Raw genomic sequence first — 20,328 nt, 5'->3', positions numbered from 1 at the left:
ATGACCGGGATGCGGATCCTCCTCGTGGGCGCCGGCGGTGTGGGCGGTGCCTTCGCCGCGATCGCCGCCCGCCGCGACTTCTTCGAGACGATCGTCGTCGCCGACCACGACCCGGCCCGCGCCGAGCAGGCCGCCGCCGTCGACACTCGGTTCACCGCGGCCCGGGTGGACGCCTCGTCCGCGGCAGCGGTGACCGCCCTGTGCCGTGAGCACCGCATCACCCACGTCATGAACGCCGTGGACCCGGTCTTCGACATGCCCGTCTTCGAGGGGGCCTTCGCGGCGGGCGCGGACTATCTCGACATGGCGATGTCGCTCTCGCGGCCGCACCCCGAGACGCCGTACCAGACGACGGGGGTGAAGCTCGGCGACGAGCAGTTCGCCCGCGCCGGCGACTGGGAGGCCGCCGGGCGGTTGGCACTGGTCGGGATCGGCGTGGAGCCGGGTCTCTCCGACGTGTTCGCCCGCTACGCCGCGGACCACCTGTTCGCCGAGATCGACGAGCTCGGCACCCGCGACGGCGCCAACCTGGTCGTGACCGACGACGACGGCAACGAGATCTTCGCGCCGTCGTTCTCCATGTGGACCACGATCGAGGAGTGTCTCAACCCGCCGGTGATCTGGGAGGTCGAGCGCGGCTGGTTCACCACCGCCCCGTTCAGCGAGCCCGAGGTCTTCGACTTCCCGGAGGGGATCGGCCCGGTCGAATGCGTCAACGTCGAGCACGAGGAGGTGCTCCTCATGCCGCGCTGGGTCGACTGCAGGCGGGTGACCTTCAAGTACGGCCTCGGCGAGGAGTTCATCACGATGCTGCGCGTGCTCAACACGCTCGGCCTCGACCGGACCGAGAAGGTGCGGGTCAAGGGAGTCGAGGTCTCGCCGCGCGACGTCGTGGCGGCGGTGCTGCCCGACCCGGCGACGGTGGGGCCGCGGATGACGGGCAAGACCTGTGCGGGCCTGTGGGTCACCGGCACGGGCAAGGACGCCGAGGGCCATCCGACCGGCCCGCGCTCGACCTACCTCTACCACGTGGTCGACAACGCCTGGTCGATGGCGGAGTACGGCCACCAGTGCGTGGTCTGGCAGACCGCGGTCAACCCCGTCGTCGCGCTCGAGCTGCTCGCGACCGGCACCTGGCAGGGCACCGGCGTGCTCGGCCCCGAGGCGTTCGATGCGGTGCCCTTCCTCGACCTGCTGACGGCGTACGGCGCCCCGTGGGGTCAGCGCGAGCAATGACCCTCACGCCCCGGGAGGCCCACGCGCGGGCGGATGCCGCCGCGCCCGCCGTGCTCTGGCTCGACTCCCCCGACCGTCCCGACGCGCGGGTGCCCGTCGGCGATGCGGACGTCGACCTGCTGGTGGTGGGCGGCGGCTTCACCGGCCTCTGGACGGCGCTGCGCGCGCTCGAGCGCGATCCCGGACGCTCGGTGCTGGTCGTCGAGCGGGACCGGCTCGCCGAGCACGCCACCGGGCGCAACGGCGGCTTCTGCGAGGCCAGTCTGACCCACGGCGAGGCCAACGGGCAGGAGCGCTGGCCCGACGAGTACGCGGCGCTGGAGCGGATGGGCCTGGCCAACCTGGACGAGATCGAGGCGACCGTCGCCCGGTACGGGATCTCCTGCGGCTTCGAGCGCACCGGCCAGCTCTCGGTCGCGACCCGCACGCACGAGGTCGACCTGCTCGAGCCCTCCGTGCCCGGCTTCCTCGACGCGACGGCGGTGCAGGCGGCGGTCGACTCCCCCACCTACCTCGCCGGACGCCTGGACGCCGAGGGCTGCGCGATGGTCGACCCCGCCCGGCTGGCGTGGGGCCTGGCCGCCGCTGCGGAGTCCCTCGGGGCGCGGATCGCCGAGGACACGTCCGTCCTACGCCTGCGCCGCCGAGGCACGTCCGTCGAGGCGACGACCTCCCACGGCGTCGTACGGGCCCGGCAGGTCGTGCTCGCGACGAACGTGTTCACCTCGCTGCTGCGACGGATGCGGGCGCGGGTCGTCCCCGTCTACGACCATGTGCTGGCGACCGAGCCGCTCACCGCCGAGCAGCGTGCGGCACTCCGCTGGACGGCACGCTTCGGGGTCGCCGACAGCGGCAACCTCTTCCACTACTACCGGCTGACCGCGGACGACCGGATCCTGTGGGGCGGGTACGACGCCGTCTACCACTTCGGGCGCGGGATGGCGCCCGGGCATGAGCAGCGCCCGGCCACACACCGACTCCTCGCCGAGCACTTCTACGCGACCTTCCCCCAGCTGTCGGAGGTGCGGTTCACCCACCGGTGGGGCGGGGTGATCGACACCTGCACCCGATTCTGCGCGTTCTACGGGCTCGCCCACCGCGGCAGGGTGGCCTACGCGACCGGGTTCACCGGGCTCGGCGTGGGCGCCTCGCGGTTCGCCGCGGACGTGATGCTCGACCTGCTCGAGGGCACGCCGACCGAGCGGACCCGGCTGGCCATGGTGCGCGAGAAGCCGCTGCCCTTCCCGCCCGAGCCCTTCGCCTGGGTCGGCATCCAGCTCACCCGGTGGGCGTCGGCACGCGCCGACGAGACCGGCCGCCGCAACCTGTGGCTGCGGACCATGGACCGGCTGGGACTCGGCTTCGACTCATGAGCAGCCGCCGGCACGGGTGACCTCGAACGGCGGGAGCGCCGGCGGCGCCAGGTCCGCCCAGACCGGCGCGACCCAGGAGGCCACCACCTCCACGATCACCTCGCCGACGTCGAAGCCGGGCCGACCGAGTCCGGGAGCAGGCACGTCGGGCTCGAATCCGTGCTCGCCGTACGTGACACCGAAGAGGTGGCGCACGTCGTCGATCGGCCGGTTGAGCGCGAACGCGTCCGGACCGTCGAACCGGGCCCAGACATCGAAGGCCCCCTCGTCGTCGTCGCCGGGGAAGACCTCGACGGCGATACCGGCCACCGGCTCCCCGGCCGGTCCGGCGGCCACCTCGGCGATGGTGCGCAGCCGCGCGGCCAGGTCTTCGGTGTGGTCGGCCAGGACCCGGCCGAGCCGCTCGCGGTAGGTCTCCTCGTCCACGGCGACCAGCCTAGGCAGGCACTGCGATACTCCGTCCATGAGGCCTGACGCCGGACCGGACGCCTGGCGTCGCTACGACGCGCCGGGCGGTGATGCGGACTACCCGGCCTACGACCCGGCCGCCGAGCGGCGCCGGGTACGACGCCGGGCCGGTGTGCTGGTGGCCGGGGCGCTGGTCGTGCTGGGCGGCACCGGCGCCGGGATCACGGCCCTGGTCGTGAACGCCCTCGACGGCGACAGCGGCACGACCAGGTCGACCACGACCACGACGATCACCACCGACCGCACCGAGATCACGACCCGCGGCGGCGGGGCCGACCTGTTCACCACCGAGGGCACCGCGGCGATGGTCGAGGCCCTGGCGAAGGAGAGCGGGTCCACCTGGGCGTACGAGGTCGTGCTCTTCCAGGGCAACGCCGTGCTGACCGTCCCCGGGGACGGCGGTCCACGGACGCTGCTGTGGGACGGCGTGTCGATGACGGCCGCCGCGGGCGGGGTCTCGCCACGCAAGCCGTTCGATCTCGCCGACCTCGACGGCGCGGTGCTGGCGCCCCTGTGCGGCAACGAGCCGGCCAGCTGCACCGTCCTCGCCGGCCGGCCGCTGCCGGGTACCGGCGACGCCTGGCTGACGGTCGCCGGGTCGGGCGGGGTGCACCTCACCGACCTCGCGGGCAAGGCGGTCTGACCCGGTCAGTCCGCTCGGACGACCGCGGCGGCCACCTCCAGCGGGATCGGCTCCTGCTCCACCCGGCGGTGTCCGGCCCAGACGAAGGAGCACAGCGCGAGGTAGAGCGCCTGCTCCTGCGGCTCCAGCCGTTCGAGCCGGCGCGGCTCCTTCGGCTCGATCCGCGAACCGTCGTCGTTGTCGTCGACCCCGTAGCGCCCCCATCGCTCGTAGGCGGCCAGATCCATGAAGAGCGAGCGGGCCGGCACCCCGCGCACGCGGTAGCTGTCGAGGATCTCGAGCCCCTTGGCATCCATGTCGCCCCAGTACCAGACCACCGCGGCGTCCCTGAGCCACTCGAGGTCGGGGATCGCGCCCGGACCGTTGCCGTCACCCTCGACCGCGATGCCACCGTCGACGGGCGGGAAGAACTGCGCGGTGTCCCGGTTCTCGGAGATCACGACCACGCGCGGCCGATAGGCCAGCACGTCACGGTCGCCGACCGTGACCACATCGTGCCGCCGGGTGCCCGCACGGGCGTTGTGGTCGGGATCGAGATAGGTCACATGGACCCGCGACGGCCGTCCGGGGACGAGACCGAGATCGTCGAGAGCGGCGAGATGACGGACGACGGCGCCACGTCGGGCCAGCCACTTCGTCCCCATGCCCTCGACGCCGACCTGGCGGGCCGTCCTGCCACTGGTCGGGTTCGCGACGAACCAGGCGGCCGCGCGACAGGCCACGTCGAAGTCGGCGTCGGTGTAGCCGTCGACCGCCTTGAGCAGCCGGGCCGGGTCGGCCAGCCCGGGGAACCGCTCGGCCAGGACCACCCGCCGATCACGGGCGCGCGCCAATCGGTCCACCCAGTCGCCGCCCACCAGCCGCGCGGCCGCGTCGACGTCGTCGACGACCAGGCGTGCGGGCAGCCGTTGGGTGGGCGACACGTCCCGCCAGTCGAGCCGGACGCCGGGGATCGGCTCCTGCTCCCAGTCCCACCACTGCATGCGGACCGCGAAGACGTCGTCCCATCGCGCCGCCAACAGGGCGCCCTTGAGCTGCGAGCTGCCCAGGTTGACGTCCGATCGCCAGGTGCCGGTGCCGGCGGCGACCTTGTGCCAGTCGTCGTCGAGTCGCCGCGCGACGGCTCGACGTGCATCCTCAGGCGTCTTCACCGCTACTCCGGGTCGGCGCCTTCCAGCGCATCGGTGATCGGCGTGATCCAGGACTGATGGGTGGTGGTGTTCTTGGTGATCGCGAGCAGCTCGTCCATGTGCGGCTCGAGGCCGGTCACCTTGTCGAGCGGGACGCCGACGATCAGCTGGAACCCGAGGCCCTTCCACGCCTCGACGGCGCGACCGGCGAACTCGGAGTCGGCCTTCACGAAGCCCTCGTCGAGGAACACCGGCGCGAACCTCGGCCGCGAGCGCATCTCGTCGCCGAGCCGGAAACGCAGCGCCGAGCCGACGATGAAGGCCACCAGCTCCTGGCTCTCGCCGCCGGACTTCTCCCCGAGGGTCCGGTACGTCGCGCGCAGCTCGCCGGTGAGGTGGTCGTAGCGCTCGGCGCTGATCTCCACGTGCCGTCGTACGTCGAGCAGCCGGTCGCGGTCGCCGGATCCGGCCGCCTCGCCGGCACCCTGGTCCGCCTTGCGGAGCTGGCGCATGAACCGGCTGAGCTCGGTGAACCTCTTCTCCAGGTCCTCCTCCTTCAGCTCGGTGGTGGCGCCGGCGGACAGCGCGCGCAGCTCCTTCATGAACACCTGGACGTGAGCCGGGGCGAGGCGGCGCAGTCGGATCCGCAGCCGGTCGCCGGAGGCGCCGAACTCGAGCCGGCGCAGGATCGCGTTGATCGGCTCCAGGCGGTCCTCGATCTCCTCGACCGACGACGACATCGCGCCCAGCAGCGGGACGAGGTCCTGGCCGCTCCACTCGGTGAGCCGCCGGCGCCACTCGGCCCGGCGGTCGGCGAGACCCTTGCCGCGGATCTCGTCGAGGATACGGGCGTAGTCGGCGTACGACTCGGCGGTCGCACCGAGGTTGGGCGAGTCCCAGGCGAACTTGTAGCTGCGGAAGATGGTGCCGAGATCGTCGTCGCAGCGCCGGATCTCGGCCTCCGCGTCGGCGAGTGCGGTGCGCAGCCGCTCACCGAGACGCTGGGAGTTGTTGTTGAAGCGGTCCAGGTCCTCCGGGTCGTCCGGCGCAGCCGCCGCGGCGAAGTCGGCGGCCAGCGCGGCCTCCTGCTCCTCGTCGAGGACCACCGCACCGGCCTCCTCGATCGCGAAGACCCGGTCCTTGATGGCGTCCTCGGCGTCATAGAGCTCACGCTGGTCGTCGTGGAGCCGGTCCTTGCGCTGGTCGAGCGAGAAGCGCTCCTTCCGTGCCTGGCCGAGCCGCTCCTCCAGGTCGTCGATCTGCTCCTGAAGCACCTGGAGCCGGTCGTCGGAGGCGAGGATGGCCGCCCGCCGCTCCTCCAGATCGGCGATCCGCCGGTCACTGCCCGCGACGTCGACGTCGTCGAAGCGGACCATGACGATGGCGTCGTACGCCTTGCGCTGGAGGTCGATCAGGCCGGAGCGGCGACCCAGCTCGGCCAGCCGGCCGTCGATCTCGCCGAGCCGGCGCTCGACGTCGGCCAGCTGCGCGTCGATCTCGGCGATCGCATCCTCGCTGGAGAAGCCGATGATGTTGCGGACGTCGTTGCGCCCGTGCGCGCCCCGACGGCCGTTGCGGGTCTGGCCGGCCAGTGTCACCCGGAAGCCGGGCCCGTCGAGCTCGGCGGCGCTGGCGACGCAGAGCGCGTTGCGGGCGGGCTCCTCGACGTGCTGCTGGACCCACCCGGCGAACGGCGAGTCCTTGAAGAGCAGCTTGCCGGCGATCCGCTCGGGGTCGGAGGGGCCGGTGCCGGGCAGGTCGAGCTCGACGCCCTGGAAGGTCAGCCGCGCCGGCAGCCGCAGCTCGTCGATCGCGGCCGAGAAGTCGGACAGCCGGTCGAGCGGCACCAGCATCATCCGGGCACTGCCGCCGAGAACGGTCTCGACCGCGGTGCGCCAGCGGACCTCGTCGGGCGCGACGTCGATCAGCTCCGCGACGAACGGCAGCTCGTCGACGGACAGCCCGCTGGCGCGGGCGACGGCGGTGCGCAGGTCGTGGAGGTAGGACGGCACCCGGCCGGCTCGGCTCTCCAGCGAGGCCCGCTCCTGCTTGAGCACCGCCTGCTCCTGGGTGAGCGGGAACTGCTGCTCGCGCAGCACGGTCTCCCGCTCGGCCTGGAGCCGCTTCTGCTCCTTCTCCCCCGCGGCCACCCGCTCACGGGCCTGCTCCTGCAGGACGGTGAACGCGCCGGCATCCTCCAGCGCGGACTCCAGGTCCGGCGGGTCGATGTCGGGCAGACCGATCAAGGGATAGACCCGCTCCTCGAGCTCGGCGAGCCGGTTGCCGCGCTCCACCCTCAGGTTGCGCTCCGCATCGGCGAGCGCGGCCAGCCGCTGCAGGTCGCCACCACCGGCGTCCCGGTGGGCCTCCTTCGCAGCGTCGAGGTCGCCGGTCAGCTGGAGCTCGGCGGCCTGGGCCGCGGCCAGCGCCTGCACGGTCGAGGACCGGGCCTCGCGGTTGACCGTGACGGCGGTCTCGATCAGGCGCAGGTGGGTGCGCAACAGCCAGTAGCGCAGCGGCGTCTGGTCTCCGGTGAGCGTGATGCCGTAGGAATCGAGCTCGGCGAGACGTGCCGCTGCCGCCGTACGACGCTCGTGCATCTCGGTGATCGGCTCCAGCAGCTCGAGCTTCTGCTGCTCGGTGCGCATCGCGGCATGCGCCGCGTCGAGGTCGTCGAAGTGCTCGATCGCGCGGTCGGCGGCGGCGTAGGTCGCGGGGCGCTCGAGGACCATGTCCTTGTAGAGCTCGTCGACGCTGCGGACCTGGTTGCCGGCCTGGATGCGGGCCAGCAGGCGCAGCGCCTTGGAGCCGTCGCCGTTGGCGCCGATGCCGAGGCGGGCGTGCAGCACGGCCGAGAGGTCGGCGTAGGTGCGGTGGACGCGGATGCCGGGGAAGAGCTTCTTGATCGTGTGGGCGTGGAACTTCTCGGGGACCGCCGCCTCGAGCTTGTCGAGCGGCAGCGCGCCCTCGTGGGTCCACATCTGCATGAGCACGTCGCCGGAGCGCGCCGCGCGGCGGGGGACGTAGTAGGTGCGCAGGGCGGTGAACCGGCCGCCCTGGTCGGAGACGAAGGTCATCGCGACCGCGCCCCAGGTGTCCGCGCCCTTGCCGCGCAGCAGCTTCTCGACCGGCCGCCCGGTCTTGGGGTCGTCGACGACGTCGACGGCACCGCGGAGGTAGGACAGCAGGTTGCGCTGCCCGGCGCTGCGCGCCCGACCCGCGACGGCGTCGTTGGAGGCGCCGTTGAACTTGGTGTCCGACGGCATCATCAGCGCGGTGTAGGCGTCGAGGATGGTGCTCTTGCCGACCCCCGAGGCGCCGGAGATCATCGTGGCGTCGCCGGCGAGCGGCACCGTGGTGAGCCCGCCGAAGCCGCCCCAGTTGACCAGCTGCAACAGCGACGCGCGCCACTGCACGGTGTCGTCGACGGGTGCGGCGACGGTCTGCTCGGCGAAAAGCCCGTCGGCGGCCGCGCCCTCGATCTGCTCGGCCTCGTCGATGCTCATGCGCCGTCCTCCTCGAACAGATCGGCCTCCGCGGTCGCGGGCGTCTCCGGTGCCACCGTGGTGCCGTTGGCCTGCTGCAGTGCCTCCAGGAGCTCCTGGAGCAGCTCCAGCGGCAGCAGCGGCTCGACGGCCTCGCTGATCTCGAAGCGCTCCTCGGACGCGGTCGCGATCAGCAGGCCCGCCTTGACGATGGCGGTCACCGCGTTGCGGGCGCGCTTCTCGTCACCCGACTCGTCGGTCGCGTGGACGGGTCGGTAGCTGGCGACGTAGTCGACGATGTCCTCGCGGTCGACGTACACCCGGGCGTCACCGCCGGCGACCCCGGCGCGGAGGCGGTCGCGCAGGTGCACGAGGACCAGGGTCTCCTCACGCGACCAGGCCGTGTCGTGCAGGAGGGTCGGGAACCGGCCACCCCCCTCGGCCGTGGCCTGGCGCTTCCACGCGACCTCACGGTCGCGGTCGACCTGCAGGTCGAGGAAGAGGTCGTTGAGCCGGGAGCGGAAGACCCGCTCGTGCTCGACCAGCACCTGCCAGTCGCGCGGGTGCGTGCGGGCGCTGATGAACCGCTGCTTGAGCAGCGCGACCAGCGCCTGGCGCTGGGCGTACTCCAGGCCGCCCTCGTCTCCCTCGAAGAGGGACACCGAGCGGTCGTCGACGACCTCGAAGTCCTCGACCTCGTCGTACCCGGACGTGAGGTCGGGGTCGGTGTCGATGCTCATGCGGTGGACTCCTGACGGTCGAGGTCGGGGTCGGGCAGGGGCGTGCGCGGCACCGCGAAGGTCCGCTGCGACCCGTCGGGGCGGACCGCGGCGAACGACTCGACCGCGTCCTCGGTGGCCAGATCGCGGTTGGCGGCGAGGTGCAGCAGGCCGAAGATCTCCACCGGCCGCCGCAGCGACGGCTCGAGGGTGTCGAACAGCTCGCCCAGGGACGCGGCGGGCAGCAGGTCGCGCAGCGCGTCGTCGAGCCGCTGCCGCAGGGACCCGAGCTGGGGACCTCCCTGGGCCATCAGCTCGGCGAGGGACAGGGCGGGCGCGTCGGCCGGGTCGGCGTCGGCGATCCGGTCGGGCAGGACGTCGTCGGCGGGGTCGTAGAACCGCTCACGCAGGTGGTCGACGCCGACCCGGCCCGGGAGCAGCGAGACGTCGTGGGTCGCCCGCGGGCCGGTCTCGGCCATCCACGTCATCAGCTCCGACTCGACCTGGCGCAGGGTCTGCTCCAGCTCGCGGTCGCGCGCGGCGTCGTGGGAGACGATGTACTCCTTCAGCGTCGCCGTCACCCGGCTGCGCTGGGCCAGCACCCGGTCGAGGCCGTCGCGCACCAACCGGACGGTGCCGCGCAGCTCGGCCCGGTCGGCGTCCCCGAGGATCCCGTCGGACAGCGGGTGCTCCAGCAGCGCGGTGAGGTCCTCGCGGAGCTGGGTCACCAGCGCGTCGTCGCGCAGCAGCGCGAACGCCCCCTCGAACGCCCGCCCCTCGTGGGTGGCCGTGATCAGGGCGTCGGCGCGGGCGAGGTACTCGTCGATGACCTCGCCGGCCGGGCGGTCCTCGGCCCGGAAGGCGGCCAGGATCTCGCCACGGATCGTGGCGAACCGCTCCTCGACCCGCGCGAAGTCGCTGGGCAGCGCGCTGATCAGCGACAGCAGCTCGGTGAACCCCTCGACCATGTAGTCCTCGGTGGCGCTCACCAGCTCCGCGCCGTCGACGAGCCGGTCACGCTCGGCCTTGAGCCGGGCGATCTCCTCGTTGAGCAGGCTCACCCGGGCGCCACGGTCGGGGTTCGCCTCGGAGTTGAAGCGGCGTACGGTGCCCAGGATCGTGGCGATCCGGTGCTCGCTGAGGGTGGCGCGGTCGCGGGCGAGGTTCTTGACCAGCTCGAGCGCCTGCTGGGCATGGGAGGTCAGCGAGTAGACCTCGTTGCCCTGCTCGTCGAGCGAGCGCACCAGCCACTGCCCCCGCATCCACCGTTGGCAGATGTCGCGGCCGCTGCCGGCGGGCACCTCGCCCTCACCGGCGAGGGCGATCTCGGCGAGGTGCTCCTCCACCTGGGTGTGCAGCCGGGCGGTCGGAATGGGCTTGTTGTTGCGCCCGAACGCCGCGCGGAAGATCGTGATCACGACCGGCGCCTGGCGCTGATGGAGCAGGGTCAGGGTCGGCTGCGCGAAGGCGCCCTTGACCCGCGCCAGCTCACCGGCGATCTCGCTCACGTCGTCCCCACCTTCCTCCTGGCTCTCGGGGGAGGGAACAGCATTCCAGAGGGGTACGACGGATCCCGGGACCACCCCCGGCCACGGGTAGACAGGCCAGGTCGGGCTGCTTTCTCCACAGGCATGCCATGCGACCTTGACTCGAACATCTGTTCGACTATGATGAGTGGATGGTGACGGACTTCTCGGATCTCGACGCGGCGGCACTGCTCGCCGCTGAGGAGTCCGGGGTGCGCCAGCGACGCCGGAGCGATGTCGACGAGCTGCTGCGCCTGCTCGCCTGGTGCGATCTACACTCCGTCGACCCGCAGTCCCAACCCGGGGCGGTGCCGGTGCGGCTGGGCGGCGACCGGCTCTGCCGGCTCGGCGGCGAGGGCACACCGCAGGTCGCGGAGCTCTGCTTCGCCGAGTTCGCGATCGCCGGCCGGGCCGGGACGATCGCGACCACCCACCGCGCGGCCGCCGCGCTCGACCTGCGTCACCGCCTCCCCCTCCTGTGGCAGCGGGTGCAGAGCCTCGACGTCGAGGTCTGGGTGGCACGCAAGATCGCCGACCTGTCCCGGCCCCTCGCCAAGGACGCCGCCGCCCTCGTCGACGCATCCCTCGCCGCAGCCCACGACCTGCCCGCCGGCAAGCTGATCGAGCTCGCCGAGGCCCGGATCATCGAGGCCGACCCCGACGCCCACCGCGCGCGGATCGCCGCGGAGGAGGCGCGGACCGGCGTCTTCGCCCGCCGACGCCGACCCGGCCAGGCGATCGCGGCCATCGACGGTCAGGCCGACGTCCAGCCGATCACCCTCCGCCTCCCCACCGCCGGCGCCGTCGAGTTCACCACCACCGTCGAGGAGATCGCCACCGCCCTCGCCGACCAACACGTCCCCGAGCACGACGACGACGTCCCGACCATGGACCAGTTCCGCGCCCGCGCCGCCGAGCTGCTCGCCGACCCCTACGCCGCCGTCCGCTTCCTCGAAGGTGCGCGCAGTCCCGAGCCGGATCCGGAGGACACCGCAGCCACAGACTCGCCGCCCCCGCGGTCGGGCGCCGAGCGCAAGGGCGTCGTCTACGTCCATCTCAACGCCGCCGTCCTCGCCGGTCACGCGCAGGGCGTCGCCCGGGTCGAGGACCTCGGCCCGATGCTCCTCGAGCAGCTCGCCGCCCTCCTGCGCCACCGACGGATCGACCTGAAGCCGGTCATCGACCTCAACCTCGGCGCCGCCGTCGACGCCTACGAGCACCCCGCCGCCTGCCGGGAGCGCACCCTGCTCCGCACCGGAGGCGACGTCTTCCCCCACTCCACCTCCCGCACCCGGCGCCTCGACCACGACCACGTCGCCCCCTACGACTCCCACGGCCCTCCCGGCCAGACCGGCGACCACAACGACGCACCCCTCACCCGCCGACATCACCGCACCAAGACCCATCTCCCCTACCGCACCCGGCAACTCGGCCTCGGCGCCTACCGCTGGGAGTCCCCGCATGGGCTGGTCCGGGTGGTCACCCGCTACGGCACCACCCTCGTCGAGGGACTACGCGACCCCGACGGCACCCTGATCGGCGAGGTCTACCCCGCGCGCTACGAGCTGATCCTGGATGAGGCCGCGTTCGGGCGTAGGTGACGCTCGGAGTCTCGGACGGTCGGCCACCGGATCTGAAGGAAGTGGTGCGCGCTGAGACGAGCTCGGCAAGGATCCCGCCATGAACCTCGACCGCATTGCTCAACTCGTCGCCGACGGCCTGATGCCGCTCATCCGCACCGATTTCTCAGCGGACGATGCCTGGCAGCGCGTGGTCGAAGCAGTGTCTCAGGAGTCCGACGGCGTCGCTGACGGGGACGAATACGCTGCACATCAAGCGGCGATCTCAGATCTGGGCTTCGATGCCGTCACTCCGGAGACCCTCGCGAGCGTTTGGCCCAGGGAGCACCCCGGCTATGTCGTCCTCGCGGACCACCGCTCGATGCGAGAGGCGACGTCGGGCGACGATCCGACGGTGGTGTTCGTGGACCTGAGCGCTGAGGATGAGGATGAGGAGGAGTTCGGATGGGTCTTCGGTCAAGCGTTCCGGTGCGTTGCTACCGCGGTCGCCTCGATCGACGACAACCTGTCGATCGCGAACATGGACTTCGCTGAGTTCGCGGATGCCGTGGACGATGACGGAGTCTTCCGAGGCTTCTAGGCCCGCGACCCGACTCGGTCCCGGGCCTACCCAGGCCGCGCGTCGCTCCCCGGCGCGAGGCCCTGGATGCGGAGGGCGAGCGTGCGCGCCGTCAGCGGCGAACCGAGCTCGCGACCTTCTTCAGCACGCCCGCACCGGCGCCGGCACCGCGAGCGATCACGCGATGCGGCTTGCGGTTCGCCAGATCGAGGAGGGAGTCGGCGATCCCCCAGGTGAGCTTGCCCTCGGACAGCTCCACCAGGGTCTCCAGCGGAAGACCGACGGTGAGGTCCTCCAGCTCCTGACGCTCCTTCTCGGTAGCGGTCGGAGGGAGTTGGCGCACGATCATCGCCTTGAACGCGCGCCCGGGCAGAGTCGAGGACAGCTCGAGCACGGTGGACTGGCGGGTGAAGGGGCGCACGGGCTGCGACCGGCTCGGGTCCTGGGGCATGGGGTCTCCTGTCAGGGCGTCGGACCGCGGTGCGGCACCGCGCGACGTACCGCGCATCCTGCCCGACGATCCGCTTCCCCGACTCGGAAACGGCAGGGGGACGACCAGGTCGCCCCAGGACCGCCGCCTAGGCTCGGCGCAGAGCCCACCACGAGGAGGACACGTGCCGACGGACACGAAGAAGACCCAGGCCTTCGAACGGGACATGAACTACATCCCGGACCGGATCACGAAGGTCGAGGGTCGCAGCCAGGATCCGTACGGCGGCAGCGAGCTCGACGTGCCGACGTGGCCGGTGGAGCCGGGACGGTACCGGCTGGTGGCGGCGCGGGCGTGCCCGTGGGCGAACCGCGCGATCATCGTGCGCTCGCTGCTGGGGCTCGAGGAGGTCGTCTCGATGGGACTGACCGGGCCGACCCACGACGAGCGGAGCTGGACCTTCGACCTCGACCCGGACGGGGTGGACCCCGTGCTGGGGTACGAGCGGATCCAGCAGGCCTACTTCGCGCGCTTCCCCGACTATCCGCGGGGCATCACAGTGCCGGCGATGGTGGACGTGCCGACGAGGTCGGTGGTCACCAACGACTTCCCGTGGATCACCCACGACCTCTTCTTCGAGTGGCGCGACCACCATCGCCCCGACGCACCGGACCTGTGGCCCGACGAGTGCCGCGAGGAGATGGAGGAGGTGATGCAGCGGGTCTTCACCGAGCTGAACAACGGCGTGTACCGGTGTGGGTTCGCCGGGTCGCAGGAGGCGTATGAGGCAGCGTACGAGCGACTCTGGGTGGCGATGGACTGGCTCGAGGAGCGGCTCGCGGACCGGCGCTATCTCATGGGCGACCGGATCACCGAGGCCGACGTGCGGCTGTTCACCACGCTGGCGCGCTTCGACGCGGTCTACCACGGGCACTTCAAGTGCAACCGCAACAAGCTGAGCGAGATGCCGGTGCTGTGGGCCTACGCCCGCGACCTGTTCCAGACGCCCGGCTTCGGCGAGACCATCGACTTCGAACAGATCAAACGGCACTACTACGTCGTCCACACCGGCATCAACCCGACGCAGATCGTGCCCGTCGGCCCCGACGAGTCCGGCTGGCACACCCCGCACGGGCGCGACGTGCTCTGACGACCGGTCGGTCGTCAGACCACGGTCGTCCGCTCAGCGGGTCATCCGGTCGACCAGGGCGGTGTCATAGCCCCCCGCGGCGAAACCCGGCTCGGCCAGCACCTCCACGAGAAACGGCAGGTTGGTCACCAGCGGCGCGACAGCGATCTCCTCAAGAGCTTCGGCGGCACGAGCGAGGGCCTCGGCGCGGTCGGCGCCGAGGACGCAGATCTTCGCCACCAGTGGGTCGTAATGGCGCGTCACCTCGTCGCCGGCGACATAGCCTGTGTCGACGCGCAGCCAGGGCCGGTCCGGCACGTTCCAGGTCTCGATCGCTCCGGGCGCCGGGAGGAACCGATGCGGGTCCTCGGCATACAGACGCAGTTCGAGCGCATGGCCCTCGGGTACGACGGTGCCCAGGTCGACGTCCTCCGCCGCGGCGATCCGGAGCTGCAGCTCGACCAGGTCCAGACCCGTGACGAGTTCCGTTACCGGGTGCTCGACCTGGAGCCGGGTGTTCATCTCCAAGAAGACGAACTCCTCCGTCGCCGGATCGAGCAGGAACTCCACGGTGCCGGCGCCGCAGTAGCCCACCGCCTCGGCGGCGGCAACGGCGGCGGCATGCAAGGCGGCTCTGGTCCGCGCGCTCAGCCCGGGTGCCGGCGACTCCTCGACCACCTTCTGGAAGCGACGCTGGACCGAGCAATCGCGCTCTCCCAGCGCCACGACCCTTCCCTTCGCCAGTCCCACGACCTGGACCTCGACGTGACGCGCCGGGCTCACCAGCCGCTCGAGCAGCAGGTCCGGCGATCCGAACATGCGCTCGGCGCGGCCTCGGGCCTGGTCGAAGGCGGCGGCCAGCTGGGCTGGTCCGCTCACCGACGACATCCCGATGCCGCCGCCACCCGCCGCGGCCTTCAGCATCAACGGGTAGCCCACGGATGCCGCCGCGTCCAGGGCCTCCTCGACGGTGCGTGGCGCCTCCCCGCTCCCCCGGGACACGGGCACGCCGGCGGCCAGCATGGTGGCCCGCGCCCGGATCTTGTCGCCCATCGCCTCGATCACGTCCGGGCCGGGACCCACCCACACCAGGCCCGCGGCCCCGACCCGGCGGGCGAACTCCGCATTCTCACTGAGCAGCCCGTAACCGGGATGCACCGCCTCGGCCCCGGCCGCGAGCGCGACGTCGAGCACCTTGTCGAGATTCAGATAGGAATCCTGCACCGCGGCAGGGCCGACTCGCACCGCCTCGTCGGCCATCCGGACATGCAGAGCGTCGCGGTCGGCGTCGGAGTAGACGGCGACGGTGCGGATCCCCATCGCCTGCGCGGTACGCAGTACGCGGACCGCGATCTCGCCACGGTTGGCGACGAGCAGCTTGTTGAACACGTTCTTCTCCTCTGTGCGTTCTCAGGACGGAAGGTCGGCGGCGAGCTGGACAGGCCCCGCCAGGTCCCGCAACTCGGGGCGACGGACCTTCGACGTCGGGGTGCGCGGCAGTACGTCGACCACCTGGACCCAGCGCGGCACCATGAACGGCGCCATCCGCGTCGAGCACCAGTCGGTGAGCCCGGCCAGCGAGGTCCCCGGGCGGGGGACGATGACGGCCTTGACGTCGTGCTCGCCGAGCTCGGATGCGACACCGACGACGCCGACCTCGGCGACCCCGGGGTGCTCCATGAGCACCGACTCCACCTCCTGCGGCGAGACGTTCTCACCGCGGACCCGAATGAACTCGGCCATCCGGTCCCGGAAGGACAGCCAGCCCCGCTCGTCGAGAGTCCCGAGGTCGCCGGTGAGGAACCAGCCGTCCCGCCACGCTGCGGCGGTCCGCTCCGGATCGTCGAGATAGCCCAGCATCATGACGTGCTCCCGCCGGGGGCGGAAGACGATCTGACCCTCGACGCCGGGAGGGCAGAGGATGCCGTGGGCGTCGTGGATCTGGATCTCGAAGTCCGGGTTCGCGGGGCCGCAGCTGCCGTCCGGCAGGTCGAGCTCCACCCGTGGCATCGTGAGGGGTTCCGCCTCGCTCATCCCGTAGGCGTCGAGTAGGGGTACGCCGAAGCGCTCCTCGAAAGTACGCCGCAGCGCGCGCGGAACGTGTCCGGCCACGCCGAGGCGCAGGCGGTGGGCCCGGTCCAGATCGCCGGGTGGGCGGGCGTTGAGCATCTCCAGCACCGAGACGAACCCGCCGAAGACCGTGGCCCCGCTGTCGTGGATCTGCTGCCAGAACCGGCTGGCGGAGAATCCCTCGAACAGGGCGACCGACGCTCCCGCCTGCAGTGCCAAGGCGAAGACGTCGACCTGGGCCGCGACATGGAACCACGGTGCCCAGCAGTGCAGGACGTCGTCCGGTCCGATTCCCCACGCCTCCACGAGGCGGCGCGAGGAGGAGACGAACATGCCGTGCGGGATCACGACGCCCTTGGCGGTACCTGTGGTCCCGGAGCTGAACATGATGGTCGCCGCGTCTCCGGGCTGGACCTCGACGGGAGCCGGCAGCGCGACCGGTCCCTGCCTCGTCGCCGCGTCCACGCCGGAGCCCGCCGCGGAGCCGATCAGCGAGCCGACCCCGTGGTCACCGTCCAGCACCAGCACCCGCGTCTCGGGTCCGGCTGCCCCCTGCAGGGTCGGGGCGCCGTCCGGATCCGCGATCAGTACCGAGGCCCGCGAGCGGCGGACCGCCTCTGCCAGAGGCCGGCCGAGCTGTGCTCGGTTGAGCGTGACGGGCACCAGACCGGCCGCCTGGCTCGCCAGCCATACCAGCACCGCCCCAGGCGAGTTGGCGGCGTAGACAGCAATCCGTCCGCTCCCACCTCCGCGCGAGTCGTGAAGCATGAGGGCGCTGGCCAGCACGCGGACGAGCTCGTCCGCGTGTCCGTAGGTCAGCACCTCTCCTTGCCAGGTCAGGAACGGCGTCTCCGGGCCGGCTGCGGCGCGCCCGTGCAGCAGGCCGGGCAGGCCACCGTCGGTCACGGGTTCATCCGAGCCAGCAACGTCCCGGCCTCGACCGCCTCGCCCTCAGCCACGTCGACGTCTGTCACGGTCCCGTCGTGGGGCGCCTCGATGGGAATCTCCATCTTCATCGACTCCAGGACCATGATCTCCTGGCCCCGGGTCACCTCGGTCCCCGGTTCGGCCAGGATCTTCCAGACGCTGCCGGTCAACTCTGCTCGCAGCTCACTCATGTCGGTTCTCCTCTCGTGCCGACGACACTCGGGTCGGCAATGACGGGCACGCCTCGTGGCGTGCCCCGGGTCAGGGACGCATGCTCCACGGCTTCTGGCGTGGTCCCAGACGGGTACGCATGCCGTGGAGAGAGGCGTTGAGGAACTCCGCGACCACCCGCCGGGTCTCGCGGGGGTCGATCATCATCTCCATCCCGAACGCCTCGACGGTCTTCCACGGATCCGATGCCTCCAACAGCCGTTCCTCGACCTCGCGGCGGAAGGCCTCGGGGTCCTCGGCCTGCTCGATCTCGCGGCGGAAGCCTGCCTCGACGCCGCCCTCGATCGGCATGTCACCCCACTCGGAGCTGGGCCAGGCGATCCGCAGCCCGAGCGCGTCGGGGTCGGAGGTCGCCGACACGGCCATCCCGTACGCCTTGCGGACGTGGATCGTGACCACCGGGACCTCGGCCTCCACCAGCGCCTGGATGGCACGCATCCCCCACCGGACCACGTTGCCCCGCTCGGCCTCGGGACCGACCATGAAGCCGGGCACGTCCACGAAGTGCACGATCGGCAGGTGGAAGGTGGAGCAGAGGTCGGTGAATCGGATCTGCTTCTCCGCGGCACTGGCGTCCAGGGCCCCGGCGAGGTGCATCGGGTTGTTGCCCACCAGACCGACGGGAATGCCGTCGATGCGCGCGAATGCGGTGATGACGGCCCGTCCCCAGTCGACTCCCATCTCGAAGAAGGAGCCGCGGTCGACCACCTCGGCCATCGCGTCCTTCATCCGGTAGGGCCGGCGCCGGTTCTCGGGCACGATCTCCAAGATCGCGTCGCAGGGGCGATCCACCGGATCGGTCCTGCCGCCTCGTGGCGGCAGCTCCCACACGTTCTGCGGCAGGTAGCCGAGCACCGTGCGGATCTGGCTAATCGCGGCCTCCTCGTCGCCCACCAGGTTGTCGACGGCTCCCGAGACCGACGTGTGCATCCGGGCGCCGCCGAGCTCGTGCTTGTCGACGTCGCGGCCGAGGGCGCGACGTACCACCGGAGGTCCTCCGGCGAACAGGACACTGCCTTCGCTGATCACGCTGAAGTGGCTCAGCACCGTCCGGCCGGCCGTGCCGCCGGCGGCCGAGCCGAGAACGGCGACCAGCACCGGAACCTCACCCATCAGCTCGAGGCTGCGCTTCCAGCTCATAGAGCTGACCAGGTAGGAGTGCCCGACCTCGTCCTGCGCCGACACATCTCCCCCGATGCCCTCCATGAACAGGACCAGCGGGATCCGGTACTGATGGGCGAGGTCCTCCACGAAGCCGCCCATGCCCCCCTTGTAGCGGTCCAGGTAGGTCTGCGGGGCGCCGGCGCGGACCGTGAAGTCCTCGCCGCCGATCGCCACCTGCCGGCCGTCGACGGTCGCCAGGCCGCACACATAGCTCGACGAGAGCCGGCCGACGTCGGCGCCGCTGGCGTCCCGCACGGGGAAGCTGGCGAACTCGCCGACCTCGGTGAAGGACTCGGCGATCGTGGCGATCCGCTCCCGGATCGTCAGACGCCCCTGCTCGTGCTGGCGCCCGACCCGTTCCTCGCCGCCGAGGGCACGCGCGACCTGCCGGTGCTCGTCGAGGCGCTCGAGGGCCCGCTGCCAGGTGAAGCTCATCGCTCCACCTCGACGACCGCGTCGGCACCGGCGGCGTCGAGCAGGAAGGGCATGCCTCCCTCCCAGTACTCGGCCGCGTAGTGGGCGAGATAGGCGTCGGCGCCGAAGGCGGCCTCGGGGGCATGGACGCCGACCAGGGCCTCGTCGAGGTGCAGGACGCCGACCACGGCCGGGCGCGCGGTCTCCAGGCTCATCGAGCCGTCAACCGGACCGCCCGGGAACACGACCACGCCGTCGGCGACGCCGTCACGACGCCCCACGGCCGCGGCCCCGATGTTGCGGGGCAGGCGCTCGCCCCACCGGGGGGTGGCGAGATACTCGGGCGCGGCCTCCAGTGCCTCGGCGATCCCGTCGAGCGCAGCCTCGACGCTCAGCTCGCCGGCCGCGACCTGCTCCAGGAAGGGCAGCATCAGCCGGTCGGTGCCGATGTTGACGGTGCCGATGTTGATGCAGTCCCGGGCGCGCGCGGTCTGCGGCACGGTCACCGGCTCGGGGTGTCCGATGACCCGGTAGACGCCGGTCTCGCCACGCGAGGTGGACACCCGGTAGGCGGTGCGCCAGGCGCGCTCGTCGACCAGCCCGCCCGAGCGCCAGACGGGGACCAGCGAGGAGGTCTGCACGATCAGGTGGGTGTACGCCGCCCGGCCGGTGCGGAAAGCGGCGGCGAGTCCGTGGGCGAGCGCCGTCGCCTCGGCCGCCTCCATGCCCTCCCGGGAGTCACCCCAGAACGTGGCGAGCAGGTCGACTTCCTGCAGCTCGCGTGCGGCGACCACGGCCAGGAAGTTGGTCAGTCCGGGGCTGACGCCGAGCCCGACGACGGCGCGGACGCCGGCGGCCCGGGCGGCCGCGTCACGTTCCAGCAGGGCCAGCGTGGGGACGGGATCGTCACAGACGTCGACATAGTCGACGCCGCACTCGATGGCCGCGTCCAGGACGACGGTGCCCCAGCGGTCGAACGGGCCAGAGGTGTTGACGACCACGTCGGCTCCCTCCACTGCTCGGCGCAGAGAGACCGGGTCGGCCAGGTCGAGCTCGACATAGCGCTGCTCGGGGTCGGCGGGCCGCTCGCGGTCGGCGACCGTGGTCGTGACCGACTCGTGCCGGGCGATCTCGCTGACGAAACGGCGGCCGACCCGGCCGCTGCCTCCGATGACGACGACATGCATGGTGTTCTCCTCTGGTGGGTTGCGGGACGGGACGGCGCCGGTACTGGGCGTCACGGA

17 protein-coding genes are annotated in these 20,328 nt (G+C 71.8%); 6 read left to right on the top strand and 11 right to left on the bottom strand.

The window, feature by feature from the left end:
* Both QJ852_12190 and QJ852_12185 read left to right on the top strand, forming a co-directional pair.
* On the top strand, positions 1-1,236 hold the full coding sequence (locus QJ852_12190) for a saccharopine dehydrogenase NADP-binding domain-containing protein (GenBank protein WGX99178.1): 1,236 nt from the start codon (positions 1-3) through the stop codon (positions 1,234-1,236).
* Positions 1,233-2,609, top strand: coding sequence for an FAD-dependent oxidoreductase (locus tag QJ852_12185; GenBank protein WGX99177.1), 1,377 nt, complete (start codon positions 1,233-1,235; stop codon positions 2,607-2,609). The genes QJ852_12190 and QJ852_12185 overlap by 4 nt, the downstream gene beginning before the upstream one ends.
* Here QJ852_12185 and QJ852_12180 read toward each other — a convergent pair.
* Complete coding sequence (locus tag QJ852_12180; GenBank protein ID WGX99176.1) at positions 2,604-3,035, bottom strand: DUF6389 family protein; 432 nt, start codon at positions 3,033-3,035, stop codon at positions 2,604-2,606. The genes QJ852_12185 and QJ852_12180 overlap by 6 nt on opposite strands.
* A 37-nt stretch (positions 3,036-3,072) precedes the next feature.
* On the opposite strand from QJ852_12180, the gene QJ852_12175 reads away from it, so the two are divergent.
* Positions 3,073-3,720, top strand: a complete 648-nt coding sequence (locus QJ852_12175) for a hypothetical protein (GenBank protein ID WGX99175.1) — start codon at positions 3,073-3,075, stop codon at positions 3,718-3,720.
* Between the two features lie 5 nt (positions 3,721-3,725).
* On the opposite strand, the gene QJ852_12170 is transcribed toward QJ852_12175, so the two are convergent.
* Genes QJ852_12170 through QJ852_12155 form a run of 4 tightly spaced genes read right to left on the bottom strand, consistent with a single transcriptional unit; the run spans position 3,726 to position 10,562 of the window.
* Complete coding sequence (locus QJ852_12170; GenBank protein ID WGX99174.1) at positions 3,726-4,871, bottom strand: DUF2220 family protein; 1,146 nt, start codon at positions 4,869-4,871, stop codon at positions 3,726-3,728.
* Between the two features lie 2 nt (positions 4,872-4,873).
* On the bottom strand, positions 4,874-8,356 hold the full coding sequence (locus QJ852_12165; protein WGX99173.1) for an ATP-binding protein: 3,483 nt from the start codon (positions 8,354-8,356) through the stop codon (positions 4,874-4,876).
* Positions 8,353-9,075, bottom strand: coding sequence for a DUF4194 domain-containing protein (locus QJ852_12160; protein WGX99172.1), 723 nt, complete (start codon positions 9,073-9,075; stop codon positions 8,353-8,355). Before QJ852_12160 ends, QJ852_12165 begins: the two co-directional genes overlap by 4 nt.
* Entirely contained in the window at positions 9,072-10,562 is a 1,491-nt protein-coding gene (locus QJ852_12155; protein WGX99171.1) for a DUF3375 domain-containing protein, read from the bottom strand. The genes QJ852_12160 and QJ852_12155 overlap by 4 nt, the downstream gene beginning before the upstream one ends.
* A 170-nt stretch (positions 10,563-10,732) precedes the next feature.
* On the opposite strand from QJ852_12155, the gene QJ852_12150 reads away from it, so the two are divergent.
* Positions 10,733-12,181 (top strand): hypothetical protein, encoded by a 1,449-nt coding sequence (locus QJ852_12150; protein WGX99170.1) that lies wholly within the window; start codon positions 10,733-10,735, stop codon positions 12,179-12,181.
* A 79-nt stretch (positions 12,182-12,260) separates the two neighbouring features.
* The gene (locus tag QJ852_12145) at positions 12,261-12,740 is read left to right on the top strand and encodes a hypothetical protein (protein ID WGX99169.1); all 480 of its coding nucleotides are present in this window, start codon (positions 12,261-12,263) and stop codon (positions 12,738-12,740) included.
* 91 nt (positions 12,741-12,831) lie between these two features.
* Here QJ852_12145 and QJ852_12140 read toward each other — a convergent pair whose 3' ends face one another.
* Positions 12,832-13,170: a hypothetical protein gene (locus QJ852_12140; GenBank protein WGX99168.1), complete on the bottom strand. Its 339-nt coding sequence runs from the start codon at positions 13,168-13,170 to the stop codon at positions 12,832-12,834.
* A gap of 205 nt (positions 13,171-13,375) precedes the next feature.
* On the opposite strand from QJ852_12140, the gene QJ852_12135 reads away from it, so the two are divergent.
* Positions 13,376-14,299, top strand: coding sequence for a glutathione S-transferase C-terminal domain-containing protein (locus tag QJ852_12135; GenBank protein ID WGX99454.1), 924 nt, complete (start codon positions 13,376-13,378; stop codon positions 14,297-14,299).
* Positions 14,300-14,332: 33 nt separating this feature from the next.
* Here the strand turns inward: QJ852_12135 and QJ852_12130 are convergent, their stop codons facing one another.
* The 5 genes from QJ852_12130 to QJ852_12110 form a co-directional block, all read right to left on the bottom strand.
* Positions 14,333-15,667, bottom strand: a complete 1,335-nt coding sequence (locus QJ852_12130) for a biotin carboxylase N-terminal domain-containing protein (protein WGX99167.1) — start codon at positions 15,665-15,667, stop codon at positions 14,333-14,335.
* Positions 15,668-15,688: 21 nt separating this feature from the next.
* Positions 15,689-17,254, bottom strand: coding sequence for an AMP-binding protein (locus tag QJ852_12125; protein WGX99166.1), 1,566 nt, complete (start codon positions 17,252-17,254; stop codon positions 15,689-15,691).
* On the bottom strand, positions 17,251-17,466 hold the full coding sequence (locus QJ852_12120; GenBank protein ID WGX99165.1) for a biotin/lipoyl-binding carrier protein: 216 nt from the start codon (positions 17,464-17,466) through the stop codon (positions 17,251-17,253). Before QJ852_12120 ends, QJ852_12125 begins: the two co-directional genes overlap by 4 nt.
* A 70-nt stretch (positions 17,467-17,536) precedes the next feature.
* Positions 17,537-19,105 carry a carboxyl transferase domain-containing protein gene (locus QJ852_12115; GenBank protein ID WGX99164.1) on the bottom strand — a complete coding sequence of 523 codons (1,569 nt, stop codon included), beginning with the start codon at positions 19,103-19,105 and terminating at the stop codon, positions 17,537-17,539.
* Positions 19,102-20,271: a saccharopine dehydrogenase NADP-binding domain-containing protein gene (locus QJ852_12110; GenBank protein ID WGX99163.1), complete on the bottom strand. Its 1,170-nt coding sequence runs from the start codon at positions 20,269-20,271 to the stop codon at positions 19,102-19,104. The genes QJ852_12115 and QJ852_12110 overlap by 4 nt, the downstream gene beginning before the upstream one ends.
* Positions 20,272-20,328: the final 57 nt, after the last annotated feature.

The organism is Nocardioides sp. L-11A (assembly GCA_029961745.1).
Classification (GTDB): domain Bacteria; phylum Actinomycetota; class Actinomycetes; order Propionibacteriales; family Nocardioidaceae; genus Nocardioides.
Note: the sequence above shows the minus strand (reverse complement) of the source record. Positions and strands in the feature narration are given on the sequence as shown.

Bases quoted from the DNA above. Each gene is read 5' to 3' on its own strand.
- QJ852_12190 (WGX99178.1), top strand. From the start codon at position 1: ATGACCGGGATGCGGATCCTCCTCGTGGGCGCCGGCGGTGTGGGCGGT.
- QJ852_12185 (WGX99177.1), top strand. From the start codon at position 1,233: ATGACCCTCACGCCCCGGGAGGCCCACGCGCGGGCGGATGCCGCCGCG.
- QJ852_12175 (WGX99175.1), top strand. From the start codon at position 3,073: ATGAGGCCTGACGCCGGACCGGACGCCTGGCGTCGCTACGACGCGCCG.
- QJ852_12165 (WGX99173.1), bottom strand. From the start codon at position 8,356: ATGAGCATCGACGAGGCCGAGCAGATCGAGGGCGCGGCCGCCGACGGG.
- QJ852_12160 (WGX99172.1), bottom strand. From the start codon at position 9,075: ATGAGCATCGACACCGACCCCGACCTCACGTCCGGGTACGACGAGGTC.
- QJ852_12150 (WGX99170.1), top strand. From the start codon at position 10,733: ATGGTGACGGACTTCTCGGATCTCGACGCGGCGGCACTGCTCGCCGCT.
- QJ852_12145 (WGX99169.1), top strand. From the start codon at position 12,261: ATGAACCTCGACCGCATTGCTCAACTCGTCGCCGACGGCCTGATGCCG.
- QJ852_12140 (WGX99168.1), bottom strand. From the start codon at position 13,170: ATGCCCCAGGACCCGAGCCGGTCGCAGCCCGTGCGCCCCTTCACCCGC.
- QJ852_12135 (WGX99454.1), top strand. From the start codon at position 13,376: ATGAACTACATCCCGGACCGGATCACGAAGGTCGAGGGTCGCAGCCAG.
- QJ852_12120 (WGX99165.1), bottom strand. From the start codon at position 17,466: ATGAGTGAGCTGCGAGCAGAGTTGACCGGCAGCGTCTGGAAGATCCTG.
- QJ852_12115 (WGX99164.1), bottom strand. From the start codon at position 19,105: ATGAGCTTCACCTGGCAGCGGGCCCTCGAGCGCCTCGACGAGCACCGG.
- QJ852_12110 (WGX99163.1), bottom strand. From the start codon at position 20,271: ATGCATGTCGTCGTCATCGGAGGCAGCGGCCGGGTCGGCCGCCGTTTC.